The following is a 25,329-nucleotide window of genomic DNA, read 5'->3' as shown; positions in this document are numbered from 1 at the left end:
CGCCGTGGGCAGCCGTTGAGTGAGTTCACGCTTAGGCAGGCGGGCGGTCGCGATGTAGGCGCAGAGCCACCCACCAGCCGCATCGTCGACAGATGAAAGCGCGATCGTCTCCGAGTGCGTGCAGCTTCTTGCGTGGCAGATGTCGCCCGCAGCACGTGCACGCAACGTCCTCGTCAGTCGCCATGAGCGGAGAGCGCCTCTCGAATCTGTTCAACCGTTGGCATCCCGGCCAGCCCAGCAGGGGTGCTGTAAATACGGCAGGCGAGGTCATTGCTTCGCCCCGACCCCGGAAAGAGATCGTTGCCATCCAGGGTGATCGTGGGGGAGCCCGCGAACGAGACTGCGCCCGCGTCCTCCTCCGTCCGGATGAGTCGGTAGTGAACCTCCGATTCGTCGTGGCCTGTTTCTCGTAGCGCCTCAGAAACACGACGGCCAGCCTCAACCCAGCTGGGGCAACCGGCGATATAAAGCAGCTCAATCTCCACGACTCAATCATCCTCGACTTCGCTGTTGATGTCGTGCCCGGGCTACCACCGAAAACGATCGTTTGCGGCCGGGCACCCGTGGTGGTGCTGGGGAAGTTGTGACTTGCGCCAGAAAATGTCGTGTTTACCGCGTCGCTTATCGTCCGATGAGGAGCGCTTCTTGGGCAGCGTCGACGGCCTCAGGGATGAGGTGCGTCTGCCTATTGATGTCGAGTATGCGGTTGATCTGGGTGACGAGCCTGTCGGCGAGGCGGAAGTTTCCGTTGGTGGCCCGGACTATTGCGGCGAGAGCTGCGGTGTGTGCGAGACCGGAGTCGTCTGGGTCGGGGTCCGGGAGGCGCTGCGCGACGACGGCCGTGAGCTCGTCACTGCGTAGCGCCCGGTACTCGTGAGCGAACCCGATGCGGCTGTATAGCTGGGGGTAGCGGGCGAGCCGTTTTTCGATGCCGGGCATGCCGATGAGGATGACGCCCATCCGGTGGCGGTCGTAGAAGTCGCGGACTTGTTCGAGGCCGGCGGTTTTGAGTCGGTCGGCTTCGTCGATGATGAGCAGTTCGGTGTTCCCGCTGTGTTGGGACTCGGCGTGCACGAAAGGATCAACGTGCCCGTGCTGGGCGTAGTCGATGGCCCAGGAGATGTGCTGGCATGCCCGGGGCAGGCCTTGATCAATCTGTTTGATGGACGCGGCGACGGTGGGTGTGAAGAACGCCGTGCGGCTTCGTTGTACCGCTTCGGGCACGGGTGGCAGTGCGCCTTTGCTGCGGGAGAGCGGGTACCACTGCTCCCATTCGTCGGTGCCGGCGTAGTTGCGTGCGGAGCGTGTCTTGCCGACGCCGGGTGGTCCGTAGCAGAGTCCGATGTAGCGGTGGGATCGGACGGTGTCTGCGAACTCGGCGAAGCGTCGGTGCTCACGTGTGGTCACGAATGTGGGCAAGGTATCTGCGCGGGGCGGGGGTGCATCGGTGAACTCGTCGAAATGACCGTTGAGGAATCGGCGTCCGTCATCGTCAGGCGTGAAGAGAAGAGACTGGGGCTTAGCGTCTGGATCAGTCACTGGCGTAGGTCCTTAATCCGTGTCGCGTGGGAGGTGTCGCGAGATGGTCAGGTGTGCTGTCGAGCATCGTTGCGATCAAGGGTTGGTGGCGCGTGTCTTCGGGAAGGGAACCCGCATGAGCGGTGAGCTCGCGGAGTTGCTGCTTCAGGGCGCGACGCCGCGCGTTCCTCGCGGTTTGCAGATCAGCAAAAGAGACGGTTTCCGAGGAGCGCTCGGGGGCAATTGCGCGGCAGAGGAATGCGTTGTCGTGGAAGATTCGTATCTCTCCGAGGTCGCGGGGGTCGTATCGCACCGTGACGTCTTCGCCGACGTATGCGGCGAGGACTGGTGAGATGTATCGGGTGGATGCGAAACGGATCCCGTCGCGTTGCACACGGCGGGTTGTCGCTGCGGTGAGTAGAAGCAGATTGATGTCTTCCGGGCGGGCGGGTGTTCGAGGGATGAAACTGTCGCTGCGCCATCGCTCGTGCGGGGCAGCGCCCGTCGATGAGTGGATGCGTTCGTTGTATTCGTCGACGATGAATCGCTCGAGAATGTCGTCGAGCTGGTGCAAGGTCAACCTGGGTTCGGTGATGGGCGATCCACCGGTGCCGTGCGGGATGAAGCCGGGTAGGTGCGGCAGCAGCTCGGTCGTGATCGTTCGGTAGAACCGTTCGATCTTGCCGCGTCCCTGCGGGACGCCGATCCGTGAATGAATCAAGCGCACGTGCACGTCGAGGCACACGTGTTCGATCCTGGTCGAGGTGAAGTCGGACCCGTGATCGCTGTAGAGGATGTCCGGGAGGCCCGACACCACCCACTTCGGGTTTCGTTTCCGAGTAATGGCCTGGTGGAACGCCAATGCGGAATGCTCGGCCGTGGGTGCTGAGACGCTGACCGCGTAGCCCGCGATCGCTCGTGAGTAGTCGTCGAGCACGATCGTGAGCCAGGGGCGGACGGCCTGCTGCCGGTCATCGAGAATCATCACATCGAGCAGAGTGTGGTCCATCTGCCACTGTTCATTCGGCGCAGAGGTTGTGCGGCGGTAGACCAGCTCGAACTTGTCTCGATAGGCCGCGTCCCCGCCGTCCGCGAGAGCAGTCAGGCCCGGGTCGAGCGCGTGCACGATTTCGCGGACCGTGGTGTACCCCGGGACGGATAGTCCTCGGCCCCTGGTGATATCACCGATGCGGCGGTGGATATACGCGATCGTCGGCGCGGGTCGCCGCACAGCAAGCGCCTCAATCGCCTTCACCAGCTCGGCGTCGATGCGCCTCGAACCCTTATCGCTGCGAGGTGCCCGTGAGAGCTGTCCCGTTTCCATCCGAGCGGCCCATCGTTGCAAGGTCCGCACCGCGACACCGGAGTGCGCCGCGAGCAGCGTCCAGGGCACCCCGTCCTGGTGTTGGCGCACAAGCTCGGCTTTCTGCCGGTCGCTGAGGTGCGCCATGATTCCTCGTTAGGCCCGCTCGACGTGCTCGGCCAGGTGCCGGTAGATCGTGGGCCGGGACACTCCGAACGTGTCGGCAATCTCTTGGACGGTGTGGCCGCCCTCGTCGTACATCGCCCGGGCCTGCCGGATCTTCGTTGGCGTCATCTTGAACTTCGGGCCGCCCTTTCGGCCCCGGGCGCGGGCGGCCGCGAGGCCGTCGTGGGTGCGTTCGACGATGAGGTCGTGTTCGAACTCCGCGATCGCAGCGAGCATGTGGAAGAACAGGCGACCTCCCGGCGTCGTCGTGTCGATGCCCTGCGAGAGTGCCTTCAAACCGACCCCGCGCTGTTGCAATTCGTCCGCGACCTGTTTGAGGTTTCTCACCGACCGGCCGAGCCGGTCAAGTTTCGTCACGACGAGCGAGTCTCCCTCGCGCAGATATCCGAGGGCTTCCGTCAGTGCCGGCCGTTTCGCCAGGGTGCCGGATGCGTGCTCGACGAAAATCTTGTCGCAGCCCGCCGCATTGAGCGCATCCGTTTGGCCGTCGGGATTCTGGTCTCGGGTTGAGACTCGGGCGTAACCGATCGTGGCCATGCCTCAGTGTAACGTGAACGCCGCTTGTTTTACATAGATTGCTGACACGGGTCGTGAGACACGACTCGCCGAACTGGCCGACCAAAATTCCGGATGACTCATGAACGGTCGTTTGAGAGTCACCGCAGCGGCAGACGGGATTCAGCTTCGCCCCTGTTGACGATCCCGGCGGTTGGGTCGGGACTTATCTGCTGAGGGGTGTGTCGGGTGCGTGAGCCTCGCGGCGTCGACGGACCGTGAGGTACAGCTGGTGCGCGGTGATGACCAAAGCGAGCCAGGCAGCACCGAGCGCCCATGCTCCGAGGACGTCGGTTGCCCAGTGGTGCCCGAGGTAGATCCGATCGAGGCCTGTGGTGAGGGCGAACAGCGCGGCAGCGCCGATGATTACGGCTTGGTGTTTCGTTTGCCGCAGGATGATCAGATAAGCGATCACCCCCACGACAGCGACTGCGTTCAGAGTGTGCCCACTCGGGAAGGATGCGGAATATTCATAGGGTGGAACAGCATCCGAGAGCGGTGGTCGATCCCGCCCGAACAAGTTCTTCCCGACAACCGTCATCAGAAGTGACCCGCTACCGGCAGCGACGATCAGAATGACCGGGGTCCAGGATCGGCGACGAAGACCAAGGACTAGGGCTGCAGCGATGGCAATGATGGGCATGCCAAGCGGGCCGGCGATCTCGGTGTAGCCGGTGAGGATGATGTCGAGCCAGGGTGATCGGAGTGTCATCGCGAAATCGAGCAGGGGCCGGTCGATCCCCGCGACTCCATCGGCGTCGACGATGTTGTCGTACACCTGCGCGGCGGCGAAGCTTAGAGCGACAACGAGAACCAGCCCGAACGCCAGGATCAGGATCAGCGCCCCGTTGGGGCCGAGCCGTTCGCTAAGCGCATGCGCACCCTGCGTGAGGCGACTCCACAGCGGCGTACTACGCCGGGGAAGGCTCTGACTATCTTGCGTCAGCTCCCCGGGGACCCCCTCATCAGGTTCATTGGTGTGAGGCATGTATGGATCCAATCGTGGTGTTCGTATTCACCGTATAGCGCCGACTCGGCGTCTCTTCCGTTCGCAGCGAGGAGCGGTCGATGTCAGCCGCGAATGGACGGGAGTTGGGTGGGCGCACCAAAGAATGCTGTGACTAGAGTGGCGGCGATCGCGGCTGCGGTGAGGATGGCGGCGAGTACGAGAAGTTGAAACTGTGCAGCGTCCAGTGGGGAGGCGCCAGCAAAAACGGCTCCGACGAATGCGCCGGGAAGAGTGACTATCCCAGTGGTTCGAGCCTGATCGGTCGAGGGGATGAGCGCCGTTGCTGCTGCGGTTCTGATGGAGTGGTGCGTGGCCCGGCGGGGTGTCGCGCCCAATGCGAGCCATCCCTCGATTTCGTCGTGATCCGTGACCAGCGCATGCTGCACGTTCCGCCCCATCAAAGTCGTGACTGTCATCGTGTTTCCGATCACGATGCCAGTAAGGGCCAGGGCGTACCGGGTCGTGAAATCGACGGCAGTGGTAGAGAAAATGATCGCGATTGGGACCAAGGCGGCGACGGTGATCGTCAAGGCGATGGCGGGGATGCGCCGCCATCCGACGCGGAGCCGACCCGCTACCACACCGGTAGCGGCACCGGCCATGACAACAAGGAACACCCCCACCCACAATGGCTCGGTGATGATGACGTTGAGCAGAAGGCTGAGGATGCCGAGCTGCACGCAGGCGCGGACGATCGCCCACGGCTGCAACCAGGGTTGCGGGATATTCAACCGTCCGACGATCACGAATGTCACGGCGGTGAGCAGCAGCACGGTGAGCCCGGTTGTAAGGAGCGACATGGGTCACGTTAGAGAGAGAACGCCGGTTGCCGGAGGTGCGGCGACGAAAAATCCGAGCGCGATGCGGTACCAGATGAACACGGTGATCGGATGTCGGGCAACCAAGCGAAGCAACCAAGCGATCCGCGAATGGTCGATGTAGGAGTTGGCTTGATCTCTCACAGAACCGCGCCGAGTGTGTATCCGACGGCGGCCGCGCCGACGGTGAGGACGAGTGTGCCAATCCCGTTGGTCGCGGCCGCGATGGTGCGTTTGTCCTGGGCGAGGCGGATGGTTTCGAAGCTCGCTGTGCTGAAGGTGGTGTATCCGCCGAGGAGACCGGTCCCTACCAGCAACCGCAGGTCCTCGGGAAGGGCTGCGGTTGCGGCCAATCCGGTCACCAGACCGAGAAAGAAGGATCCGGTCACGTTGGTCAACATTGTGCCGAACGGGTACGAGCCGATGGTGCGGGTGCGGATGAGCCCGTCGATGAGGAATCTCAGTGCCGCGCCGATGCCGCCCGATGCGGCGATGGCGAGGAACAGCCAGGGCGTCATCGTGCGCCCTTTCGTCGGATCGCTCCCGCGCTGATGATCCCGCCTGCGGTCGCTGCACCGCCGATCAGTAAGGTGCCGACCGCGTAGGCGAGCCCGACAGCGGGGGTGTCTTGGAGGAGGAGGACTGTGTCGGTGGCAAGCGCACTATAGGTGGTGAATCCACCGAGTATCCCGGTGCCTGCGAACAACCGGAGAACTCGTCGACGGCCGGCATCTTCGCCGCGGTGCGCGAGCGTCTCGAGGAGGAACCCGAGCACAAACGCACCGACGATGTTGATCGCTGCTGTGGTGAAGGGGATGCCTGCCACGGGAGGGATCGCGAGGCTGAGCGCCTCGCGCAATCCGGTGCCGATCATTCCGCCGAGCGCGACGAGCCCAAGATAGCGCCAGTGGAGATGGACCGGGCGGGGCGCGGGTGTGCGTGCGTCGTCGACCTCGATGTCGCTGTCCAGCGGCAACGGAGACGTATCTGGCGTCTGTGCACCGGCGGTCATCGCAGTCCGAACGACAGATGGGCGTTGGAGGCCTCGATCTGAGCGAGGCGATTGTACTTTGCGAGTCTCTCGCCGCGAGCGGGGGCACCGGATTTGATCTGGCCGACCCCGGTACCGACGGCCAGGTCGGCGATGAAGGTGTCGAGGGTCTCACCGGAGCGGTGGGACACCATGCAGGCCATGGCGGCTTCTCGGGCGGCACTGATCGCGGCGAGTGTGTCGGTGACGGTGCCGATCTGATTGGGTTTGATCAGCGCAGCATTCGAGTAGTGGTGCTCTGCACCGTCGCGGATGCGGGCCGGGTCGGTGACGTACAGGTCGTCGCCGACGAGCTGGATCCTGTCTGCGAGGCGCTCGAACAGTAGGGCCCAGCCGGGGTGATCGTTTTCTGCGAATCCGTCTTCGATGCTGCGGATGGGGTACGTGTTGACGAGTCCTGTGTAGTAGTCGCCGAGTTGTTCACTGTTCATTGTGCGGGAGCCGATGCGGTAGGCGCCGTCCACCGCGAAACCGTTCGCCGCCGGGTCCATCGCGATCGCGACCTGGTCGAGCCCGGGCGTGTATCCGGCGGCGGCGATCGCATCCATCAGCAGGTCGAGGGCCTGTTCAGGATCGTCGATGGGCGGCGCGAATCCGCCCTCGTCACCCAACCCGGCCATTCCGAAACGACTACGCACGAGTCCCGCGAGGGCGTGATAGATCTCCGCCCCCATCTGCAGGGCATGCTCCTCGTTCGCGGCACCCACCGGGGCGATCATGAACTCCTGGAACGGTAGACCGCCGGGAGCATGAGCGCCGCCGTTGATCACGTTGAAGTGTGGCACGGGGAGCCGCTCTTCCGCGCCGGAAAGGTGGCTGAGGTAGCGGTGCAGCGGAACGCTTGCAGCATGTGCGAACGCGCGGGTAGCCGCCATCGACACGGCGATCACCGCGTTCGCTCCGAGCCTCGATAGCGAGCCAGTGCCGTCCAGCTGACGCAGGGCCGCGTCCAGGTCGCGCAGGGAGGTCCACCCGTGGGCGGTGAGCAAGGGCGCGATCTCCTCGTCGACGTTCGCGACGGCTCGACGCACTCCACGCCCCGAGAACGCATGGCCGCCGTCCCGCACCTCGACCGCCTCATGCTCCCCCGTGGAAGCGCCCGCCGGGGCTGATGCTTCGACAGTGTCCCCATCGGTCAACGTCAGGGTGACCTGGACCGTCGGGTATCCGCGGGAATCCAGAATCTGAGAAGCGGCGACCATCTCGAACCCTACGGGCCGATCGCCGTGGTGAGTGATGTAGTCCCCGCCGCCGGCAAGCGTGTGCGGGTGGGCACCGGTGTAGTCGTTCATGTCACGTTCCTCCTTATCGGGCCACGGTGGCGGCTGCCTGCCGTGCGGTGATCGGATCGAGGTATTCGCCGCCGCGCACCCGTGGGGCGCCGTCAGCGGTCAGCCGGTAGACGAGGGGCTGGCCGGTAGGGAGGTTCAGGTCCTCGAGTTCTGGTTCGGTGAGGTCATCGAGAACCGCGCAGTAGGCGCGCAACGAGTTCCCATGGGCGACGACCAGCACGTTCACACCCACCTGCAGTCGCGGTCGTGCTCGTTCCCCGTGGAACTGCCGAACACGGGCGATCACGTCAAAGAGGGACTCGGTGGCCGTGAGGGCCGCAGCGGGAAGGTGGCGGAACGGCTCCTTCCGGCGCAGGATCTCGATCTGTCGGGCGGTCAATGGTGGTGGAGCCGCGTGAACAGACCTCCGCCACTCGCGAAACAGGGCTGGGCCATGCTCGGCGAGGATCTCCGTTTTGCTTCGCCCCGTCAGAGCGCCGTAGTTGCGCTCATTGAGTTGCCAGTCCCGCAACGCAACATCCGGCCCCACACCCTCCTGAGCGAGGATCGCGGCGGTGTCTGTGGCGCGGGTCAGCTCAGAGGCGAACGTTGCGCCGACGGTCATCCCCGTTGCGCGCAGCAAGCGGGCCGCCTGTGCAGCCTCGCGACGCCCCCTCGCCGTCAGGGGAGCATCCGAGACGCCTGTGAAAGTCTCCGCGGCGTTGGCAGTGCTCTCTCCATGACGCAGCAACACGATTGTCCCGCTCATGTCGACTCCCACGGCAGCGCGCCATCACGCACCGGGGCCTGCGGTACCACAAGGACCGGGCGGTGCTGCTGGTGAGCGAGATGCGCCGCCACCGATCCGTCGAAGAACTCTGCCATCGCCCCACGGATCCCGGGACGGCGAGTCCCGACCACGATCATCATCGCGCTCTCGCGCTCTGCGAGATGGGAGAGAGCGGTCGCCGGATTGCCCGCCAGCTCACACCTGTCCCATTCCACACCGGCACGTGCGAACCGATCTCTCAGGTGCTCTGCGAGCGTGTAGGGAAACGGAGAGGGATCGTCATCGTACGCGTCCGAATCAACCGGCCTTGATGTGGTGGACCCGTCGGGGTGTTCGTCCACGACGAAACGGGTCGTGTCGACATGCGCACACACAACACGGGCACGAAGCGCAAGAGCAACGCTGATCGCGGCATCGATGACGGCCGGAGCCTGCATCGGAATCACGCCGATGACGAGAACGGGGGCTGAAGCGCCGGCCTGGTCCACGAGGGTCTCCTATCTCCGCGCACGTAAAAGTGCTGAGATAGGGACTGTTGTCGGGATATCCGAGGTTTGGGTCGGCGAGCCCCACCGCCGAAACGCTCTCGCGTTCTCGCCACGATAGCACCGCTACGCACGATTGTCATCAGCATCCGACCACACGATGGCGCGAATGAACTAGCGCTCCCGTCTAGGTGCGACCTGATCCACGTCGACGACTTCCCAGCCCGATGTCCCCGCCACCATGACGCACCATGACGCGGTCGGCACCGACAATTGCCGCCCCCGATCAAGATGATCGATCACGGGTCGAATGATCGCGTCGTGAGTGACGATGACGGCACTGCTCGAAGACGTCCACAACTCCTGCAGCACCGGCAGGACCCGCGATAAGACGGCTTCGGATGACTCCACTCCCGGCGCTGCGTCGACGCTCCCCCACTCCTCGACAACGTCCACCTTCAGGTGCCCGGTCCACGGGCCGTAGTCACGATCGTTGAGCCGCTCGTCGATCCGATGTGGGACGCCAGCAGCCAGCGCAATGTGCTGCGCCGTGGTTACCGCGCGCACCAATGGGCTCGACAACACCACGAAGAAGCGGGCTGGCGCGAGCGCATCCGCCAGGCCTTCCGCCTCACGGACACCCACCTCATCCAGCGGGGGATCGGCAAGTCCCCGCAACCGTCCCTCGGCGTTCAACGCAGTACGACCATGACGAGCTAGCAACAACCGAGCGGGAGAAGTCATGAACAACTCATACTCCTTTCCGAGTAGCGCCCCAAGCCTCGCTGCATGCGCCGCCCAGCGCTGCTCACGCAAGAATTGCCTCGCAGCTCGCTTCACCCGGAAAAGCGAACCGTTGAGGACTGCGCTCTCGGCACGCCTGCGCATCGCCCGCCCCGTCGCCTGTATGCAATAATCTGCGTATGAATGCAGATACGAAGTGTTCGCTGTCGTCGGAGAGTGAGTACGTCGAGCTCGCGGTCGAGGTGTTCTCGATGCTTGCTGATGCCAGTCGCGTGCGGATCATCCTCGCGTTGCGCGATGCGGAGCTCTCGGTCAACCATCTCGCGGACATTGTTGACAAGTCACCCGCTGCTGTCTCTCAGCATCTTGCGAAGCTGCGCCTGGCTCGGATTGTGTTGGCCCGTCAGGAGGGCACGAAGGTGTTCTACCGGCTCGCGAACGAACATGCCAGGCAGTTGGTGGCTGACGCGATCTTCCAGGCACAGCACTCGTTGAGCAATGATCCGGCCCATCATCGCGGCGAGCACCCCGCGCCGGAGGACACCCGCTGATGCTGCGGGTTCTCCGCAACCCCACCTACGCGAAGTTGTTCTCCGCGCAGGTGATCGCGCTATTGGGCACGGGTCTTCTCACCGTCGCGTTGGGGTTGCTCGCGTTCGATATCGCCGGCGACGCCGCTGGCTCGGTGCTCGGTACAGCCTTGACGATCAAGATGGTCGCCTACGTCGGTGTCGCTCCCTTGATCGCGGCGGTCGTCGATCGGCTGCCGAAGAAAGCAGTGCTGATCACCGCGGACGTCGTGCGTCTGGCGATCGCGCTGCTGCTTCCGTTCGTGACCGAGGCCTGGCAGATCTACGTGCTGGTGTTCGTTCTGCAATCCGCGTCGGCGACGTTCACCCCCGCGTTTCAATCGCTGATCCCTGCGGTGTTGCCCGAGGCGGCGGACTACACCCGCGCGCTGTCCCTGTCTCGTCTGGCGTACGACCTGGAGGCGCTCCTGAGTCCCACGATCGCTGCGGCGCTGCTCGTAGTGATCAGTTACAACAACTTGTTCGTAGGGACCTCCGTGGGGTTCGCGTGCTCAGCAATTCTCGTGCTGCTGTCGCGGCTACCCGCCCCGACTGCGGAGGGGCCGACGATGACGTTCTGGCAGCGCCACCCCTGGGTGCGAAAGTCTTCGTTCGCTCGCCGACCCTGCGCTTCCTGATGCTCACGAACATCTTGGTCGCGGCCGGCACGGCGATCGTCCTCGTGAACTCCGTTGTCTATGCCCGCGGCGTCTTCCATCTGGGTGATGCCGCGCTCGCACTCGCGCTGGCTTGTTACGGCGTCGGCTCGCTCATCGTCGCGGTGAACATCCCCTGGGTAGTCGACAAGATCGGCGTGATCCGCACCATGGTCGTCGGAGCCACGGTGATCATGATCGGCCTCGTCGCAGCCGTCACGGTGACGATGATCGCGACGAACACCGGAGCCGGGTGGATCCCGCTGCTCGGCGTCTGGGTGCTGTTGGGCATGGGGACGTCGCTCGTGAATACGCCGTCGTCGCGGCTGCTCGCCGACGCATCGACGCCCGCAAACCGAAACCTCGTCTATACGGCACAGTTCGCGCTCTCCCACGCCTGCTTCCTGCTCACCTACCCGATCGCGGGGTGGCTGGGAGCGGTGAACCTCACCGGCGCAGCAGTCGCCCTGACTCTGGTGGCCGTCGTCGCCCTGATCAGCGTCATCCTTCAAGCTCGAGCTGTCGACACCACTGGGGCGGTTCGCCCTCATGCCACGAAAAGCCTCTAGACGCGGCCGGGGAAGATCCGCTGTCGAATGTCCGTAGCCTCCCGATTCGAGTCACCAGCTCTGCGGCCGAACGGGCTGCTGCGGCCCCCTCGCTCACGCGTCTGCGAGACCGACAAGCACAAGGACGCTGCGCAGCCCTGCCGGCGTACCCGGCCAGTTCCTCTCGATCGCGACGAGTCCTGCGTGCCGCACGGCGTACCGGAGTGCCACGGCGACGATGATCGCGTCGTCGGCGTACCCGATCACGGGGATGAAGTCCGGGATGAGGTCGATCGGAAGCACGAGATAGATCATCAATGCGACCAGCCACGCGCGGGTGCCGCGCGGCACGCGGGTATCGGTGGCGAGGCGCTTGATGAGCCGCACGATATCGGGGGCGAGTCGAGCGATGTCGCGCCAGTCGACATCGTTGCCGGCACGGCGCTGCTGGACCAACAGGAACACCACGAGGGCCACCCACAGAAGCACCAGGCCGCCGATGACGCCGGCCACGCCTACGAGCCAGTCAGGCATGAGCCCCGTTCCGTTCGATCGACATCAGCCTGAGTGCAGGGTGCTAGTCGTTGCTACAGCTGGCCGAGCAGCTGAACGAACTCATCGGCCATGGCGAGCTGTTCAGTGAGCTTCTGCCGGCGCAGATCGGCGCTCTCGCGGATGTCGTCAAGGCGAGCGCGCAACGCAGCGTCCGTGGGTTCGACGGTGAGGGCGTCGACGACGTCGAGAAGTTCGCGCATCTCATCGAGGGTGTATCCCAGCGGCTTCATTCTGCGGATGATGAGGATGCGTTCGACGTCTTTCTCGGTGTAGAGCCGGAACCCGCCCTCCGTGCGCGCGGACGGCTGCACGAGCCCCACGTCGTCCCAGTGTCGAAGCGAGCGGAATGAGAGCGCCGTGCGCTCGGCGACCTCGCCGATCCGCATCGTCTCGACGGTCACGTGTTCGTCTTCCATTGCTTTCCCCACAACACTCACGTTACGTTAGAGTCTAGATCGGCGCGGCTCTCGCGCCCGCTCCCTATATCTTCCCGTGTCGGCCTGACCGACGCCTGCGCGCCGCTGCGCTCCCGTTCGTTTCCCGCGCTCTCACGAGAGAGCCCAACACCCGGAGGGCACATGACTGCCGTCACCCCCACCCGCGACTCCGCGTCGCGTTACCGCATCGAACCCACCGTCATGCAGGCTCTGCGCAGCCCGCGACTGCTCACCCGCGAAGTCCTCGCTGGCCTCGTCGTCGCACTTGCCCTGATCCCGGAGGCGATCGCGTTCTCGATCATCGCCGGCGTCGACCCCCGGGTCGGGCTGTTCTCGTCCTTCATCATGGCCGTCGCGATCGCGTTCCTCGGAGGACGGCCTGCCATGATCACCGCGGCCACCGGAGCGATCGCGCTCGTCATCGCACCCGTCGCTCGTGAGTACGGCATGGACTACTTCATCGCCACGGTCCTGCTCGGCGGACTCATCCAGATCGTCCTCGCATTGCTCGGTGTCGCCAAGCTCATGCGGTTCATTCCGCGCTCGGTGATGGTTGGCTTCGTGAACGCCCTGGCGATCTTGATCTTCACTTCGCAGTTCCCGCAGCTCATCGGCGTTCCCTGGTTGGTCTACCCGCTCGTCGCGGTCGGCCTGCTGGTGATGTATCTGATGCCGCGGATCACGAAGGTCATCCCGGCGCCACTCGTCGCGATCGTGCTGCTCACCGCGGCAGTCGTCGTTTTCGCCTGGAACGTGCCGAACGTGGGCGACCAGGGAGAACTCCCCGAGAGCCTGCCGGAGCTGTTCATTCCGAATGTGCCGCTCACCTTCGAGACGCTGCAGATCATCGCCCCCTACGCGCTGGCGATGGCCGTGGTCGGCCTGCTCGAGTCGCTGATGACCGCGAAGCTCGTCGACGACATCACCGATACCCACTCCCGCAAGACCCGCGAGGCACTCGGCCAGGGCGCCGCGAACGTCCTGTCCGGCGCGTTCGGTGGCATGGGAGGCTGCGCGATGATCGGCCAGACGATGATCAACGTCAAAGCCTCTGGCGCCCGCACCAGGATCTCGACCTTCCTTGCCGGTGTCTTCCTGCTGGTCCTCGTGCTCGCGCTCGGTGACGTGGTGTCGATCATCCCCATGGCAGCCCTCGTCGCCGTGATGATCCTCGTCTCGATCGCGACCTTTGACTGGCACAGCATCCGCCTGAGCACTCTCAAGCGCATGCCGAAGAGCGAGACCGCCGTCATGCTCATCACCGTCATCGCGACCGTCTGGACGCACAACCTCGCCGTCGGCGTCATCCTCGGGGTCATCGCCGCGATGATCATGTTCGCTCGACGGGTCGCCCACTTCGTCAGTGTCACCCGCACCCTCAGCGACAACGGCGCCACAGCGCATTACGCCGTCGATGGAGAGCTGTTCTTCGCGTCCAGCAACGACCTCACCACCCAGTTCGAGTACGCCGACGACCCCGACACGGTGGTCATCGACATGAGCCGGTCCCACGTCTGGGATGCATCCACCGTTGCAGCCCTCGACGCGATCGTCACCAAGTACGAAAACCACGGAACGAACGTCACCATCGAAGGACTCAACGACACCGCAGCAGCCTTCCACGGCCGCCTCGCCGGCAACCTCGGCGCCGGTCACTGAGTCAGCCACGACCACGTAAGAGGAGAACCCTTCCGGTAGGTGCGGTCCCGGCGAGCCTGGACCTAGACGATGATGTATGAGGGCATTCGAACCGATGCCAGATGAGGAGCGGTACGCAGTGCTTCCAACCAGTCTTCCCAGCCCGCCTTCATCCTGGGCACAGTTCACTCTCGGGCCCCTGACGATCCACACTTACGCGCTGTGCATCATCGCCGGGATCATCGCCGCCGTCATCATCACCCAACGACGCCTGTCAGCACGCGGCGCGGAGGACGGCGTGGTTATCGACATCGTCATCTGGGCGGTCCCGATCGGCATCATCGGAGCCCGGTTCTACCACGTGTTCACCCACGTCGGAGACTACTTCTATCCCGGCGCGAACCTCGGAAACATCTTCGCCATCTGGGACGGCGGCAACGCCCTCTACGGGTCCCTCCTGGGCGGCGCTGTCGGCGCGTACATCGGCTGCCGACGAACCGGCATCCGGCTTTGGTCCTTCGCCGACGCTCTCGCGCCCGCGATGCTCATCGCGCAGTCCATGGGTCGGATCGGCAACTACTTCAACCACGAACTCTTCGGGCTCCCCACCACCCTTCCCTGGGGGCTCGAGATCCTGCCGACAGACACCATGTTCCCGGACGGCCTCCCGGACGGAACACTGTTCCACCCGCTGTTCCTGTACGAGATCATCTGGAACTTGATCGGCGTCGCGATCATCCTCCTCCTCGAGCGCAAATACCGATTCCGGTGGGGACGCACCTTCGCCCTCTACCTCATCTGGTACGGCCTCGGACGCAGCTGGCTCGAGGCCATCAGAATCGACCCCACCAGCGACGCCCTCATCGGTATCCCCGCGAACGTCTGGGCATCCTTCGTCGTCGTCGCCCTCGGCATCGTCCTATTCATCGTCCAGGGGCGACGACACCCCGAACCGGAACCCTCCGTGTACCAAGAAGGACGCGCGCCAGCGGTGGAACATCAGCCCAGCAGCGCAGACGCAAACTGAACGCCACCCACACCTCCAGCTGTCAGCTAGTTCTGTCTGAGCGATCACCGATACAAGGCCTTTTGACGTGGTGCGCCGAAGTTCCCTGCCGAAAGGGGATTCCGGAGATCGTTTGCGGCGCCTCATAAGGAGCCACCGGGCCAGTAACGCCAAAAACGATCGTTTGCGGCGCGTAGTGACGCCCTGGTGCCAGCCATGTTCAGCCGGCGAGGGTGACTCCGCAATAGGCGATGGTGGCGACGAGGAGGGTGGAGAGCGCGGCCAGGGCGAAGGGCTTGAGGCCCACCTTGATGAGGTTCCGAATCTTGACGCCGCAGCCGAGTCCGAACATCGCTGCAGCCAGCAACCCTGTCTGCAGCAGCCCGCCGGTCGTCAGCACGAAGTCCGGCAGAGGGATAAAGGAACGCAGGAGCACCATGGCGATGAACCCGATGATGAACAGCGGGACGATGGGCGGCAGCTTCGAACTCGACCTCTGTTGACTGGGTTCGCCTGCCGTACGGCTGAGACGGCGCTGCCGGATGCTAAGGATGGCCACGACAGGGGCGAGCAGCAGCACTCGGGCGAGTTTGACGATGACCGCGACCGTGAGCGCTCCGCCACCGATGATGCCTCCAGCGGCGACGACTTGCGCGATTTCATGGATGGAACCCCCTGCCCACATCCCGGCCGTCTCGGAGCCCAGGCCAAGCAGGTCCGTGATCAGTGGGACGAGGGGAATCATCAGCGTTCCGAAGATCACCACGAGGGCGACCGCGGTGATGGTGTCTTCCTCGGCCTCGTCGTCCGGATCGGTGACCCCTGCCGCGCCCGCCACGGCTGCCGCGCCGCAGATGGAGAATCCGCAGGCGATTAGCAGCGAGAGCCCGGATGGAACCCGTAGCAGCTTCCCCAGGAGAACGGTGCCGAACAGTCCGCCGGCGACAATGCACACGATGACGACCAGCATCGGGGCTCCGAGTTCGAGGATGTCTGTCAGTACCAGTTGGAGTCCGAGGAAGACGATGCCGGCGCGCAGGAGCTTTTTCGCGGAGAAGTCTATGCCGTCGGAGGCTGCCGCTGGCAGCCGGACGACGTTGGCCAGGAGTACGCCAAGCACGATCGCGATAATGAGCGGGCTGACTCCCGGCAGCAGCAGGCTGACCCCGTACGATGCTCCGGCCGCGGCGAGGCAGAGGACAAGCCCGGGCAGCAGCGCGCGGACTCGGGCAAGCAGCGTGTGTTCCGGTCGGGCAGTCGCAACGTCCTGGGCATGGGTCATGCATCCATCATTTCCTCGGACCGCTCGTGCGAGTAGAGGCAGATACCGTCCGCCATACAAGTTATGCTTGTGCTTGGGAGGCGGAAGATGCGCCACGAGCCGGACTTGGAGGCACTGCGAGCCTTGGCGCTCGTCGCGAAGGAAAGCAGCATGTCGGCGGCAAGCACGCAGTTGGGCGTGAGTCAGCAGGCGGTGTCTCTGCGCATCCGGAAACTGGAAAAAGATTTGCGCGTGCGACTCCTGGTGCGTTCTGCACGGGGTTCGCGATTGACTCCGGCGGGCGAGCTGATTGTCGGCTGGGGAACAACGCTGCTGACGGCGGCCGATGAGTTCTCGGATGCTGTCAACTCGCTCCGCACGGATCGCGGGAAGATGATGCGCATCGCCGCGAGCCTCACGATCGCAGAACACCTCCTACCGGAATGGATCGCCCGGTGGCGCATCTCTCACGGCAATGACGGCCCGGTCGTTCAACTCACAGCCGCCAACAGCAGCACGGTCGTCGAGGCCATACGCGAGGGAACCGCAGACCTCGGGCTCATCGAGACCCCTGTCGTTCCCGCCGGCCTCCGGTCAGTCACCGTCGCTTACGACACCATCGAAGTCGTTGTGCAGCACGGTCACCGATGGGCGAAGACCCGCCAGGTGTCCGTCCGTGAACTGGCGGGCACTGGGTTGGTGCTCCGCGAGACCGGCAGCGGCACCCGACAAGCGCTCGAGAACGCCCTCACCGAGGCGGGCTTTCCCCTCGCAGCCGAGCCCGCAGCCGTGCTGACGACCACGCTCGGCGTTCGCAGCGCGATTATGGCCGGCATAGCCCCCGGCGCGTTGAGCTCCCTCGCCGTGTCCGAGGACGCCCGCGCCGGCCGACTCGTGCGAGTTCGGATCAACAATCTCCAGATCACCCGCCCGCTCACCGCCATCTGGGCCGGGACGACTCCGCCCCCTCACATACGGGACTTCCTGGACGTCATCGCGCGAACTGACCGGTAACGATCGTTTTCGGCACCTGTGGGAGCGTAGGTTGTGCATCGCGAGACCAGCTCGAGCGATGCGGTGTGCGCGCGAGGCGCGCAGGGGTGCGCGCTCGTGGGGGGACGAGCGCGCACGTCTTAGGGCTGGACGATGGGGAGTCCCGTTGCACTGGCTGCGTCCTCGAGCGATCCGAGGTTGCGGAGGTCGGTGAAGCCGGCCTCCTTCATGAGGTCGATGGCGGCTCCTGCCCGGTTGCCTGACCGGCAGTAGACGAGGTAGGCGGCTTCGGGGTCGAGGTCGGGCAGTGCGGGTTGCAGTTCGCCTGCGGTGACGTCGAGCAGGAGGGCACCGTCAAGGTGTCCGGTGGCGTGCTCGGCGGGGGTGCGCACGTCGATGATGACCGCGTTGGGGTCGAGGTCGGCCTGCGGTGCGGGTGTGGCGGCGCAGGAGGTGAGGGTGATTGCGGCGATGACGGTGAGGGTGGTGAGGGCGAGGCGGCGCATGAGAGCGTCCTTTCGAGCTTTGGGTGGGGGTTTATCTGTCGCAGGCGCCGTTGGTGCAGTGGCGGGTGGGTTGCCGGGTGAGGCGTTGGTGCAGGGCGCATCCCGCGCACCACCCGAAGACGGCTTCCAGAAAGAGGAGAGTGAAGCAGATCCCGCAGAGACCGAGTGTCACGGTGAGGGGGACGATTCCGGCGCTCATCGTTACGCATGACACGGCGGCAATGCCAAGCGCCAGCCACCATGCGAAGACCTTTTGCGGCGCGCCGACCCAGAGCGGGCGACAGCGACGCCTCAGCGCCCGGGCGAGGGCGAGGGTGAGAGACAGCCGGTCGCTGATCAGGATGCGGGTTGTCATGTCGACGAGGAAGAACAGGCCGAATGTTTGCAGCGGCCGGATGCTGCCCGAGACGAGGGTGAGGGCGAGGGCGGTGATGCCGGCGGCGAGGAGGATGCCGGCGGCGATGCGGATGGCGTGCTCGTCGAGGACGGGCACCTCGTATCCGTCGACGTGTTCCCCGGTGCGGGGCGCGGTGTCGGTCGCGTTGGGCATGAAGGGCTTTCTGCGGTGGTCAGGCGGAGAGGGCCTGGATGATGAGGGTGGTGAGCATGGTCAGCCCCACGGCCAGCACCAGGACCCCGAACCCGGTGCGGATGCTGGCTGCGGGGAGGCGGTGCGAAAGGGCCAGCCCGATGAAGGAACCGGCGACGGCGAGGGCGGTGAAGGTGAGGACGGTGGGCCAGTGGATAGCCGCGGTGCTGATCTGCGTGAGGAACCCAGCGGACGAGTTCACGGCGATGACCAGGAGCGACGTCCCCACGGCTGCGGCGATGGGGAGGCCGAGAAAGGTAAGGGCGGGGACGATGAGGAACCCGCCGCCAGCTCCCAGAGCTCCCGTGAGAACTCCGACCCCGAGGCCCGTGGCTGCCGTTCGAATCCCGCGGACAACGGGCGGCGTCTGACGAGGTTCAGCGTGCTCATGTCGGGGCCGCATCATCGCGATCGCGGTGAGGATCATGATCGTCGCGAACAAGATGGTGAGGACAGGTTCCGGAAGGAATTGGCCGACCACCCCGCCAGCTACGCCCCCGACCAGCCCGGTCGCGGCGAAGATCGCTGCGACCTTCCACCGCACCTCGCGTCGACCGATCCGGAACGCGGTGGAGACCGCGCTGGTGGTGGCGACGACGAAGAGGGAGGAGACGATCGCTTCTCTCGTTCCGGTGCCGAGGACGAGAGTGAAGATGGGGACGGTGAGGATGGAGCCCCCGCCGCCGAGGAGCCCGAGTGCGACACCGACCAGGACCGCGAGGGTCATGGCGATGACGATGGACGTACTCACTCGAGCTCCTTGTCGGGTCAGGCGGCGGTGGTCTGGGGTGCGGTGGCGGCGACCCAGGCGTTGTAGCTGCCTTCGATTTCGATGACGTCGTGCCCGGCGCGGCGGAGGGCGCTGGCGACGACGCTGTTGCGGACCCCGCTCTGGCAGTAGGTCAGTATTTTGCCGGCGGGCAGTTCGTCGGTGTGCCAGAGGGCACGGCCGCCGGAGAGCTGCTTGGCGCCGGGGATGTGGCCCGCGGTGTACTCGGTGCGGTTGCGGACGTCGAGGAGGAGCGCCGCGTCGACCTGGTCGAGGTCGGTCGGGGCGATCGTCTTAGGCTGCACCGTGGGAAGACCGTCGAGGGTGGTGGTAAACCCGTCGACCTGGTCGATACCGACGCGCAGCAGGTGGTCCCGGAACTGGGCTGCGGTGTTCGAGGAGTCGATGAGCAGCACGAGCGGACGGGTTTCGGTGTCGGGGTCGTAGACCCATGCGCCGTAGCTGGCTGCCTTCGCGACCCCGGGGACGTTCAGCGCGCCCGGCACGGTGCCCTCGTGGACGAGGGAGTGGTGGCGGGTGTCGACCACGATGACTCGGTCGCCCTCGATGTCCTCGTGAAGCTCGGACGCCGAGTACTCGGTCAGCGGGCTGAGCTGGCCGCGCAGGGCCGGCCCGACGCGGTTCTGCCGCTTCATGCGCGCGAAGTACGCGTGCGCGTCGGGCTGATCGTTCAGCAGCGTGTCGATGAACCCTTGCTCGTCGCCGGCCGCGAGGTACGGTGCCCACCACGCGAAGCGCCGTTCGTAGCCGACGGTCGAGCTGGGGACGGCGCCGAGCGCTTTGCCGCATGCGGATCCCGACCCGTGAGCGGGGAGCACCTGCACGTAGTCGGGCAGGGTGAGGAAACGGTCGCGGAGGCTGGCGAACAGGTCGCGAGCACCGTCGAAGCGGGTGTCGACACCGCCGGCGGCCTCATCGAGCAAGTCTGGTCGCCCGACGTCACCGACGAACACGAAGTCACCGGTCAGGACGTATCCCGGCTCGGAGGAGGCGGCGCCGTCGGTGACCAGGAACGACAGGTGCTCGGGGGTGTGCCCGGGGGTGTGGACCGCGTCAACGGTGATGTTCCCGATGGTTATGCGGTGTCCGTGCATCATCCGGGTGGCGTCCTGGAACCCCGAACCGTACTGCCAGTCGGGACCGCCCTCAGTGGAGACGTACATCGTCGCTCCGGTGCGGGCGGCGAGCTCGCGGGTGCCGGAGAGGTAGTCCGCGTGGATGTGGGTTTCGGTGACGGCGGTGATGGTCATGCCGTTCTTCGCGGCGAGGTCGAGGTAGACCTGCACGTCGCGGCGCGGGTCGACCACGATCGCTTCGCCGGTGCGCTGGCAGCCGATGACATAGCTGGCGTGGGCGAGGTCGTCGTCATAGAGGCGTTCGAGGAGCATGGTTCGGCTTTCGTGTCGCTGTCAGTGAGCGCAGCTGCAGCGCTCGTCACGGGGAATGCCCGCGAGGGCTTGTTCGATGTGCTGTCCGCAGCCGGCCCAGGTGGGCTTGCCGCAGGTTGAGCAGGTGATCTGTGCACACATAGGGGGTCCTTTCAGGCCGCGGTGGGCGATTCGGCGATCTGCCAGCGCACGTCGTCCATGTCGAGTTCGCGGGCCTTGCTGATCAGAAGCTCGAGCTGGGGTTCGGGGAGCGCGCCGGGCTGCTTGTAGACCAGGACACCGTCACGGATGACCATGAGCGTGGGGATGGAAGTGATGCGGTTCGCCGTGGCGAGACCGACTTCCGCTTCGGTGTCGACCTTCGCGAAGACGACGTCGGGGTGACGTTCGGACGCGGCCTCGAACACGGGAGCGAACGCGCGGCACGGGCCGCACCACGCCGCCCAGAAGTCGACGAGGGCGATGCCCTCCCCCGCGACCGTGCCGCCGAAGCTCTCACCGGTCAGATCGATCGTGGCCATGCGCGTCACTTCCCGAACAGGCGGGAGAGGAACCCGCCACGCTGCGACTGCGCGGCCTGGACCTCACCGCGGGTGTGTTGGCCGTTGCACCAATCCGACGCCGGCACGCCCTTGCGCACGGACGCGACGTGCTGCCCGCAGCCAGTCCACGTGGTCTTCCCGCAGGTTCGGCACTTCGTTGCTCTGCACATGTGAATCCTCAATCTGTAATACCCCTGGGGGTATTGGGTTGGAGTGGACTCAGCATACCCCAGGGGGTATCGTGATTGTCAACTCCCCGGAAGGAACGAAGATGAGCGCAATCGAAACCCCCATCGCAGAGTTCGCCCACGACGCTGAGGCCAAGCGGAAGGTCGTCAACCGGCTCAAGCGCGCTCAAGGGCAGCTCGCCGCCGTCATCACGGCCGTGGAAAGCGACGCACACTGCCGCGACGTCGTCCAGCAGCTCGCGGCCGTCTCGAAGGCTCTCGACCGGGCAGGGTTCCTCGTCATCTCCACCGCGCTGCGCGACTGCATGACCGATCCCGACGCCGATGGCACCAGCACCCCGGACGAGTTGGAGAAGCTCTTCCTCTCCCTCGCATGAGTGACGCGCACCCGTTCGACCCGAACGCGACGCAGCCTCTATCCATCCCTGCGCGGCCGGAGACGGCGAGCTCAGCGACGCGCCACTACTGGCAGGACGACGTCTCGGAGCAGAAGGCCCTCGCCCGACAAACCCTCGAGACGTTGCGCACCTACCGGGCAGCAGAGGTCGCCATGCGACGCCGCACCCGCTCATCGTCGTGGGGCTGCTCGCCGCCGTGGCACTCACCGGGCTACTCACCGCCACCACAGCCGGCTGGCCCGCGTCTCTTCTCACCTGGATACTGCTCGGCATGGGCACCTCCCTGGTGAACACGCCGTCGTCCCGGTTGCTGGCCGAAGCCTCGACACCGCAGAACCGGAACCTCGTCTACACGGCACAGTTCGCGCTCTCCCATGCCTGCTTCCTGATCACCTACCCGATCGCCGGATGGCTCGGAGGCGCAAGTCTGCTAGCAGCAGCCGTAACCCTCTCTGCCATCGCCATTGGATCTCTCACGGCCGCAACACTCCAAGCGCGCAAAGCCCGCCCTGAACCCACGGGCCAACCCATCGTCACCGACCGCACCGCAAACGTCCGTCGAAACTAAGTATCGGCGGACGTTTCTGACCCCGCTTTTCGCGGAGCAAGCGCTGGCACGTCACAAACGATCGTTTCCGGCGGAAGCCTAAGCGGTGTGACGCGGCTTTGAGCCCAGCTCCTATGCTCTTATCTCATGAGTTATCTCGCTATCGTCGAACGCTTCGTCTCGCACCACTTTCCGCACGCGAGTGTCGCGCTGCTCGCGGGAAGCACGGCTCGCGGAACGAGGACCTCGACCAGCGACATCGACCTTCTCCTTCTCGGTGAAGAGATCTTCGCCGACGACCGCACGAGTCTGGCGGCGGCGTACCGCTTCGAGGACGAGATCTTTGAGGTCTTCGCGTATACCGAAGCGGGCTTCACGGTCTGGGCGAACCGCGGGTTCGAACAGCATCGACCAGTGATTGTCCAGATGCTTATTGATGGGATCGCTGTCCGTGGCGCAACCGAACACGAGAGGTACAAACACGAGTGGTCTTGCAAATACGAGGCTGGGCCGACCCTTGACCCTACGGAAGCAACGTTCCGTCGCTACGTCATAACGGACTTGCTGGATGACTATCGAGACGCAACCGACCCGGTTGAACGTCACATACTTGCGGCCCTCCTCTACGAGAAAACGGCTGAACTCATACTGCTCTCGAACTCGCGTTGGATCGGCGCGGGCAAGTACCTCCCGCGACGGCTCACAGAGTTCGATCCAGATCGCGCTTCCGCTTTGTCCATTCCCCTAACGGAGAGTCAGCACGATCGTTTTGCGACTCAGATCGAGATCGAACTCGACCGTGCTGGAGGTCGCGTTCAGGAGGGCTTCCAGCGATAGCTCATCGCGCTGCTGCCGCGCCGACGCCGAACGCGCTTTCGTGGCCCGGTATCCGCGGGCGGTGAGGAACCCCACCTCGGCCTGCCGCAACACACGGCACACGAGCTCGACCCCGAAACGACCACGCATCTTGTCGACGAACGCGATCATCTCTACGAGGGGCGGCCGAGCTCGGTCGCGAAAAACATGCTCGTTGACCGGAGGATCTCGTTCACCTTCTCCAACTCGGCGATCTGCTTCTTCAACCGCATACTCGACATCAACAAGCAGACGCACCTCATCCCCGAGGCCGTCGACGCCGCCCAAGAAGCACTCCTCATCGGACGATAATCGACGCGGGAACCACGACACTTATCGCCGCAAGTCACAGGGGAAGTGCGACACGCCGAGCGTCGCCCCGCCGTAACCCCCTGCCGAAACGTTAGGGCGCCGAAACGGGTGGTGTATGGGTTTCGGCGCAGGTTCTGCCGACCGCCAACCATCCGTATTCGGGGTCTGGATGTGCGCGCGTTTTGACCGTCGTCCTGCATGAGTCGGCCTGACGATCTGACTTTCCTCGCGACCGCAGCTGGCTTCATTGCCACTCCGAAGGGAGGCGGCCCCCAGCACTCTGCTTTAGATCGGACTCAGTCCGGCTCAGCCTCGGGTAGTCCGATGTAAAGCATCTAGTCCGATCTAAAGCCGCAAGTCACACTTTCCCTCTTGACACACCCGCTCCGCGGGCATAACGTACAACCAAATGGTTGCACAAAGAGAACTGAGCGAAGCGGAGGTCGACCGTGTCTTCCACGCACTGGCGACGTCGACCCGGCGCGACATCCTGCGCCGGACGATCGAGCGTGAGCAGTCGGTCTCGACCCTCGCCTCCGAATACGAGATGTCGTTCGCCGCGGTGCAGAAGCACGTCGCCGTGCTCGAGGCCGCGAACCTCATCGTCAAGCGCGCCGAGGGACGCGAGCGGCTCGTCCGCGCGAACCCCGAGATGATCGCCCGCGCCAGGGCGCTCCTCGCCCGATACGAAGAGCTGTGGCGGTCGCGCATCGCCCGACTCGACGACCTGCTGGCCGAGACGCCTCGGCCCAGCTCATCCGACACCAGCGACACCACGAAGAACGAACAAGGAGACTGAACATGCCTGTCACCGACGTCACCACCGATGCCGAGAACCTGACCATGACCGTGGTCGCCGACTTCGCGGCCCCCATCGACCGCGTCTGGAGCGCGTACTCCGACCCGCGTCAGCTCGAGCGCTTCTGGGGTCCTCCCGGATGGCCGGCCACCTTCACCGCCTGGGACCACACCGTCGGCGGGCGTGCCGTCTACTCGATGAACGGTCCGCGCGGCGAGAAGTCGTCGGGTGCGTGGGAATTCGTATCGATCGACGCGCCGCACGGCTTCGAGGTCATCGACTCGTTCGTCGATGAGGAGGGAAAGCCGCTCGACGGATTCCCCGCACAGCGGATGTCGTTCTCGTTCGAGCCCACCGCCGAGGGCACCCGTATGGTGACCACGAGCCACTTCGACTCCGTCGACGCGCTCGAGCAGGTCGTCGAGATGGGCCAGGTCGAGGGCATCAAGATGGCGATGGCGCAGCTCGACACCGTGCTGCAGGATCTCCGCGAGTACGCGCAGGGCAAGGGCACACGGGTGGAGCTGCTCGACGACACCCACGTGCGCATCACCCGCCTGGTCGAGGGGCCGCGGGAGCTGGTCTGGCGCGCGCACTTCGAGCCCGAGCTCATCCGCAAGTGGATGCTCGGACCCGACGGCTGGGAGATGACGGAGTGCGTGGCCGCCACCGAGGTGGGCCAGTCGTACCGGAACTCCTGGGCGCCGGTCGGCGACACCGAGGGGCAGCCGTTCGGGTTCGAAGGTGAGGCGCTGCTGATCGACGCCCCGCGCCGGGCGGTCAGCACCGAGCGGATGCAGGGCATGCCCACCGAGACGCTCAACGATCTGAACCTGTATGAGGAGGACGGCGCGACTCTCGTCACGCTGCTCATCGAGTATCCCGACAAGGAGACGCGCGACATGATCCTCGCCACCGGCATGGCCGACGGCATGGAGTCGTCGTTCGCCCGCCTGGAGCGGGAGCTGCTCTCCGTCTGACGCTGCATCTGCGCGCAAGCAGTCGCCGTTTCAGGCGTTCAC

The 25,329-nt window shown here is 65.0% G+C and carries 32 protein-coding genes; 12 read left to right on the top strand and 20 right to left on the bottom strand.

The features are described 5' to 3' along the window. Positions 1-173 precede the first annotated feature (173 nt). The 12 genes from ACLFA2_RS06910 to ACLFA2_RS06855 form a co-directional block, all read right to left on the bottom strand. Complete coding sequence (locus tag ACLFA2_RS06910) at positions 174-485, bottom strand: hypothetical protein (protein ID WP_029153956.1); 312 nt, start codon at positions 483-485, stop codon at positions 174-176. 136 nt (positions 486-621) lie between these two features. Further along, positions 622-1,407, bottom strand: a complete 786-nt coding sequence (locus tag ACLFA2_RS06905) for an AAA family ATPase (RefSeq protein WP_227991656.1) — start codon at positions 1,405-1,407, stop codon at positions 622-624. Positions 1,408-1,531: 124 nt separating this feature from the next. Next, positions 1,532-2,968: a Mu transposase C-terminal domain-containing protein gene (locus ACLFA2_RS06900; protein ID WP_426622270.1), complete on the bottom strand. Its 1,437-nt coding sequence runs from the start codon at positions 2,966-2,968 to the stop codon at positions 1,532-1,534. 9 nt (positions 2,969-2,977) lie between these two features. Continuing rightward, on the bottom strand, positions 2,978-3,544 hold the full coding sequence (locus ACLFA2_RS06895) for a recombinase family protein (protein WP_047253623.1): 567 nt from the start codon (positions 3,542-3,544) through the stop codon (positions 2,978-2,980). Positions 3,545-3,728: 184 nt separating this feature from the next. Continuing rightward, entirely contained in the window at positions 3,729-4,550 is an 822-nt protein-coding gene (locus ACLFA2_RS06890; protein WP_241796832.1) for a phosphatase PAP2 family protein, read from the bottom strand. Positions 4,551-4,633: 83 nt separating this feature from the next. Further along, a complete protein-coding gene (locus ACLFA2_RS06885; RefSeq protein ID WP_153244275.1) occupies positions 4,634-5,371 on the bottom strand; it encodes an ABC transporter permease in 738 nt (245 codons plus the stop codon). A gap of 158 nt (positions 5,372-5,529) precedes the next feature. Beyond that, positions 5,530-5,907: a fluoride efflux transporter CrcB gene (gene crcB / locus ACLFA2_RS06880; RefSeq protein ID WP_241796833.1), complete on the bottom strand. Its 378-nt coding sequence runs from the start codon at positions 5,905-5,907 to the stop codon at positions 5,530-5,532. Further along, positions 5,904-6,401, bottom strand: coding sequence for a fluoride efflux transporter FluC (locus tag ACLFA2_RS06875; RefSeq protein WP_153244277.1), 498 nt, complete (start codon positions 6,399-6,401; stop codon positions 5,904-5,906). Before ACLFA2_RS06875 ends, crcB begins: the two co-directional genes overlap by 4 nt. Next, positions 6,398-7,732, bottom strand: coding sequence for a phosphopyruvate hydratase (gene eno / locus ACLFA2_RS06870; protein WP_153244278.1), 1,335 nt, complete (start codon positions 7,730-7,732; stop codon positions 6,398-6,400). The genes ACLFA2_RS06875 and eno overlap by 4 nt, the downstream gene beginning before the upstream one ends. A gap of 13 nt (positions 7,733-7,745) precedes the next feature. Beyond that, complete coding sequence (locus tag ACLFA2_RS06865; RefSeq protein ID WP_426622461.1) at positions 7,746-8,480, bottom strand: 2,3-bisphosphoglycerate-dependent phosphoglycerate mutase; 735 nt, start codon at positions 8,478-8,480, stop codon at positions 7,746-7,748. After that, entirely contained in the window at positions 8,477-8,989 is a 513-nt protein-coding gene (locus tag ACLFA2_RS06860; protein WP_153244280.1) for a universal stress protein, read from the bottom strand. The genes ACLFA2_RS06865 and ACLFA2_RS06860 overlap by 4 nt, the downstream gene beginning before the upstream one ends. 171 nt (positions 8,990-9,160) lie before the next feature. Further along, entirely contained in the window at positions 9,161-9,730 is a 570-nt protein-coding gene (locus ACLFA2_RS06855) for a histidine phosphatase family protein (RefSeq protein ID WP_241796836.1), read from the bottom strand. A gap of 179 nt (positions 9,731-9,909) precedes the next feature. Here ACLFA2_RS06855 and ACLFA2_RS06850 point away from each other — a divergent pair, with 179 nt between their 5' ends. The 3 genes from ACLFA2_RS06850 to ACLFA2_RS06840 are packed head-to-tail and all read left to right on the top strand — an operon-like array spanning position 9,910 to position 11,524. Beyond that, complete coding sequence (locus tag ACLFA2_RS06850) at positions 9,910-10,281, top strand: ArsR/SmtB family transcription factor (RefSeq protein ID WP_153244282.1); 372 nt, start codon at positions 9,910-9,912, stop codon at positions 10,279-10,281. Continuing rightward, positions 10,281-10,937, top strand: a complete 657-nt coding sequence (locus ACLFA2_RS06845; protein ID WP_308220734.1) for an MFS transporter — start codon at positions 10,281-10,283, stop codon at positions 10,935-10,937. Before ACLFA2_RS06850 ends, ACLFA2_RS06845 begins: the two co-directional genes overlap by 1 nt. Continuing rightward, entirely contained in the window at positions 10,937-11,524 is a 588-nt protein-coding gene (locus ACLFA2_RS06840; RefSeq protein WP_308220735.1) for an MFS transporter, read from the top strand. Before ACLFA2_RS06845 ends, ACLFA2_RS06840 begins: the two co-directional genes overlap by 1 nt. Before the next feature lie 93 nt (positions 11,525-11,617). On the opposite strand, the gene ACLFA2_RS06835 is transcribed toward ACLFA2_RS06840, so the two are convergent. Further along, entirely contained in the window at positions 11,618-12,037 is a 420-nt protein-coding gene (locus ACLFA2_RS06835; RefSeq protein ID WP_153244284.1) for a YkvA family protein, read from the bottom strand. 53 nt (positions 12,038-12,090) lie between these two features. After that, on the bottom strand, positions 12,091-12,474 hold the full coding sequence (locus ACLFA2_RS06830; protein ID WP_194239250.1) for a MerR family transcriptional regulator: 384 nt from the start codon (positions 12,472-12,474) through the stop codon (positions 12,091-12,093). Between the two features lie 162 nt (positions 12,475-12,636). Between ACLFA2_RS06830 and ACLFA2_RS06825 the strand changes: the two genes are divergently transcribed. Together ACLFA2_RS06825 and lgt are read left to right on the top strand one after the other, a co-directional pair. Then, positions 12,637-14,154, top strand: a complete 1,518-nt coding sequence (locus ACLFA2_RS06825; protein WP_153244285.1) for a SulP family inorganic anion transporter — start codon at positions 12,637-12,639, stop codon at positions 14,152-14,154. Positions 14,155-14,272: 118 nt separating this feature from the next. Next, entirely contained in the window at positions 14,273-15,160 is an 888-nt protein-coding gene (gene lgt / locus ACLFA2_RS06820) for a prolipoprotein diacylglyceryl transferase (protein ID WP_227991666.1), read from the top strand. Positions 15,161-15,359: 199 nt separating this feature from the next. On the opposite strand, the gene ACLFA2_RS06815 is transcribed toward lgt, so the two are convergent. Continuing rightward, entirely contained in the window at positions 15,360-16,421 is a 1,062-nt protein-coding gene (locus ACLFA2_RS06815) for a YeiH family protein (RefSeq protein ID WP_196383414.1), read from the bottom strand. An 87-nt stretch (positions 16,422-16,508) separates the two neighbouring features. Between ACLFA2_RS06815 and ACLFA2_RS06810 the strand changes: the two genes are divergently transcribed. Next, positions 16,509-17,414 (top strand): LysR family transcriptional regulator, encoded by a 906-nt coding sequence (locus ACLFA2_RS06810; protein WP_153244287.1) that lies wholly within the window; start codon positions 16,509-16,511, stop codon positions 17,412-17,414. A 119-nt stretch (positions 17,415-17,533) separates the two neighbouring features. Here ACLFA2_RS06810 and ACLFA2_RS06805 read toward each other — a convergent pair whose 3' ends face one another. From ACLFA2_RS06805 to ACLFA2_RS06785, 5 genes are all read right to left on the bottom strand, one after another. Further along, positions 17,534-17,899: a rhodanese-like domain-containing protein gene (locus ACLFA2_RS06805; RefSeq protein WP_153244288.1), complete on the bottom strand. Its 366-nt coding sequence runs from the start codon at positions 17,897-17,899 to the stop codon at positions 17,534-17,536. A 31-nt stretch (positions 17,900-17,930) separates the two neighbouring features. Beyond that, positions 17,931-18,449, bottom strand: coding sequence for a DUF4395 domain-containing protein (locus ACLFA2_RS06800; RefSeq protein WP_153244289.1), 519 nt, complete (start codon positions 18,447-18,449; stop codon positions 17,931-17,933). 19 nt (positions 18,450-18,468) lie between these two features. Then, positions 18,469-19,239 (bottom strand): sulfite exporter TauE/SafE family protein, encoded by a 771-nt coding sequence (locus tag ACLFA2_RS06795; protein ID WP_153244290.1) that lies wholly within the window; start codon positions 19,237-19,239, stop codon positions 18,469-18,471. Between the two features lie 17 nt (positions 19,240-19,256). Next, positions 19,257-20,666, bottom strand: coding sequence for an MBL fold metallo-hydrolase (locus ACLFA2_RS06790; protein ID WP_153244291.1), 1,410 nt, complete (start codon positions 20,664-20,666; stop codon positions 19,257-19,259). A gap of 152 nt (positions 20,667-20,818) precedes the next feature. Then, positions 20,819-21,187, bottom strand: a complete 369-nt coding sequence (locus ACLFA2_RS06785) for a thioredoxin family protein (RefSeq protein WP_241796840.1) — start codon at positions 21,185-21,187, stop codon at positions 20,819-20,821. Positions 21,188-21,479: 292 nt separating this feature from the next. On the opposite strand from ACLFA2_RS06785, the gene ACLFA2_RS06780 reads away from it, so the two are divergent. The 6 genes from ACLFA2_RS06780 to ACLFA2_RS06755 all read left to right on the top strand — a co-directional run bounded on the left by ACLFA2_RS06780 (position 21,480) and on the right by ACLFA2_RS06755 (position 25,287). Further along, the gene (locus ACLFA2_RS06780; protein WP_153244293.1) at positions 21,480-21,773 is read left to right on the top strand and encodes a metal-sensitive transcriptional regulator; all 294 of its coding nucleotides are present in this window, start codon (positions 21,480-21,482) and stop codon (positions 21,771-21,773) included. A gap of 199 nt (positions 21,774-21,972) precedes the next feature. Beyond that, positions 21,973-22,362 (top strand): hypothetical protein, encoded by a 390-nt coding sequence (locus tag ACLFA2_RS06775; protein ID WP_194239251.1) that lies wholly within the window; start codon positions 21,973-21,975, stop codon positions 22,360-22,362. A gap of 126 nt (positions 22,363-22,488) precedes the next feature. Continuing rightward, positions 22,489-23,178 carry a nucleotidyltransferase domain-containing protein gene (locus ACLFA2_RS06770; RefSeq protein ID WP_153244294.1) on the top strand — a complete coding sequence of 230 codons (690 nt, stop codon included), beginning with the start codon at positions 22,489-22,491 and terminating at the stop codon, positions 23,176-23,178. A gap of 186 nt (positions 23,179-23,364) precedes the next feature. Continuing rightward, positions 23,365-23,508, top strand: coding sequence for a hypothetical protein (locus tag ACLFA2_RS06765; RefSeq protein ID WP_241796841.1), 144 nt, complete (start codon positions 23,365-23,367; stop codon positions 23,506-23,508). Between the two features lie 409 nt (positions 23,509-23,917). After that, positions 23,918-24,307, top strand: a complete 390-nt coding sequence (locus ACLFA2_RS06760; protein ID WP_021198403.1) for an ArsR/SmtB family transcription factor — start codon at positions 23,918-23,920, stop codon at positions 24,305-24,307. A gap of 2 nt (positions 24,308-24,309) precedes the next feature. Beyond that, complete coding sequence (locus tag ACLFA2_RS06755) at positions 24,310-25,287, top strand: SRPBCC family protein (protein WP_021198402.1); 978 nt, start codon at positions 24,310-24,312, stop codon at positions 25,285-25,287. Positions 25,288-25,329 lie beyond the last annotated feature (42 nt).

The sequence above is a fragment of the Microbacterium sp. As-52 genome, from assembly GCF_049949185.1.
Classification (GTDB): Bacteria; Actinomycetota; Actinomycetes; order Actinomycetales; family Microbacteriaceae; genus Microbacterium; species Microbacterium maritypicum_A.
This window is presented reverse-complemented; position numbering and strand designations above follow the sequence as displayed.

Coding starts and splice junctions, on each gene's coding strand:
- ACLFA2_RS06900 (WP_426622270.1), bottom strand. CDS start 2,968: ATGGCGCACCTCAGCGACCGGCAGAAAGCCGAGCTTGTGCGCCAACAC.
- ACLFA2_RS06895 (WP_047253623.1), bottom strand. CDS start 3,544: ATGGCCACGATCGGTTACGCCCGAGTCTCAACCCGAGACCAGAATCCC.
- ACLFA2_RS06890 (WP_241796832.1), bottom strand. CDS start 4,550: ATGCCTCACACCAATGAACCTGATGAGGGGGTCCCCGGGGAGCTGACG.
- ACLFA2_RS06885 (WP_153244275.1), bottom strand. CDS start 5,371: ATGTCGCTCCTTACAACCGGGCTCACCGTGCTGCTGCTCACCGCCGTG.
- crcB (WP_241796833.1), bottom strand. CDS start 5,907: ATGACGCCCTGGCTGTTCCTCGCCATCGCCGCATCGGGCGGCATCGGC.
- ACLFA2_RS06875 (WP_153244277.1), bottom strand. CDS start 6,401: ATGACCGCCGGTGCACAGACGCCAGATACGTCTCCGTTGCCGCTGGAC.
- eno (WP_153244278.1), bottom strand. CDS start 7,732: ATGAACGACTACACCGGTGCCCACCCGCACACGCTTGCCGGCGGCGGG.
- ACLFA2_RS06865 (WP_426622461.1), bottom strand. CDS start 8,480: ATGAGCGGGACAATCGTGTTGCTGCGTCATGGAGAGAGCACTGCCAAC.
- ACLFA2_RS06855 (WP_241796836.1), bottom strand. CDS start 9,730: ATGACTTCTCCCGCTCGGTTGTTGCTAGCTCGTCATGGTCGTACTGCG.
- ACLFA2_RS06850 (WP_153244282.1), top strand. CDS start 9,910: ATGAATGCAGATACGAAGTGTTCGCTGTCGTCGGAGAGTGAGTACGTC.
- ACLFA2_RS06845 (WP_308220734.1), top strand. CDS start 10,281: ATGCTGCGGGTTCTCCGCAACCCCACCTACGCGAAGTTGTTCTCCGCG.
- ACLFA2_RS06840 (WP_308220735.1), top strand. CDS start 10,937: ATGCTCACGAACATCTTGGTCGCGGCCGGCACGGCGATCGTCCTCGTG.
- ACLFA2_RS06835 (WP_153244284.1), bottom strand. CDS start 12,037: ATGCCTGACTGGCTCGTAGGCGTGGCCGGCGTCATCGGCGGCCTGGTG.
- ACLFA2_RS06830 (WP_194239250.1), bottom strand. CDS start 12,474: ATGGAAGACGAACACGTGACCGTCGAGACGATGCGGATCGGCGAGGTC.
- ACLFA2_RS06825 (WP_153244285.1), top strand. CDS start 12,637: ATGACTGCCGTCACCCCCACCCGCGACTCCGCGTCGCGTTACCGCATC.
- ACLFA2_RS06815 (WP_196383414.1), bottom strand. CDS start 16,421: ATGACCCATGCCCAGGACGTTGCGACTGCCCGACCGGAACACACGCTG.
- ACLFA2_RS06810 (WP_153244287.1), top strand. CDS start 16,509: ATGCGCCACGAGCCGGACTTGGAGGCACTGCGAGCCTTGGCGCTCGTC.
- ACLFA2_RS06805 (WP_153244288.1), bottom strand. CDS start 17,899: ATGCGCCGCCTCGCCCTCACCACCCTCACCGTCATCGCCGCAATCACC.
- ACLFA2_RS06800 (WP_153244289.1), bottom strand. CDS start 18,449: ATGCCCAACGCGACCGACACCGCGCCCCGCACCGGGGAACACGTCGAC.
- ACLFA2_RS06790 (WP_153244291.1), bottom strand. CDS start 20,666: ATGCTCCTCGAACGCCTCTATGACGACGACCTCGCCCACGCCAGCTAT.
- ACLFA2_RS06785 (WP_241796840.1), bottom strand. CDS start 21,187: ATGGCCACGATCGATCTGACCGGTGAGAGCTTCGGCGGCACGGTCGCG.
- ACLFA2_RS06780 (WP_153244293.1), top strand. CDS start 21,480: ATGAGCGCAATCGAAACCCCCATCGCAGAGTTCGCCCACGACGCTGAG.
- ACLFA2_RS06770 (WP_153244294.1), top strand. CDS start 22,489: ATGAGTTATCTCGCTATCGTCGAACGCTTCGTCTCGCACCACTTTCCG.
- ACLFA2_RS06765 (WP_241796841.1), top strand. CDS start 23,365: ATGCTCGTTGACCGGAGGATCTCGTTCACCTTCTCCAACTCGGCGATC.
- ACLFA2_RS06760 (WP_021198403.1), top strand. CDS start 23,918: ATGGTTGCACAAAGAGAACTGAGCGAAGCGGAGGTCGACCGTGTCTTC.
- ACLFA2_RS06755 (WP_021198402.1), top strand. CDS start 24,310: ATGCCTGTCACCGACGTCACCACCGATGCCGAGAACCTGACCATGACC.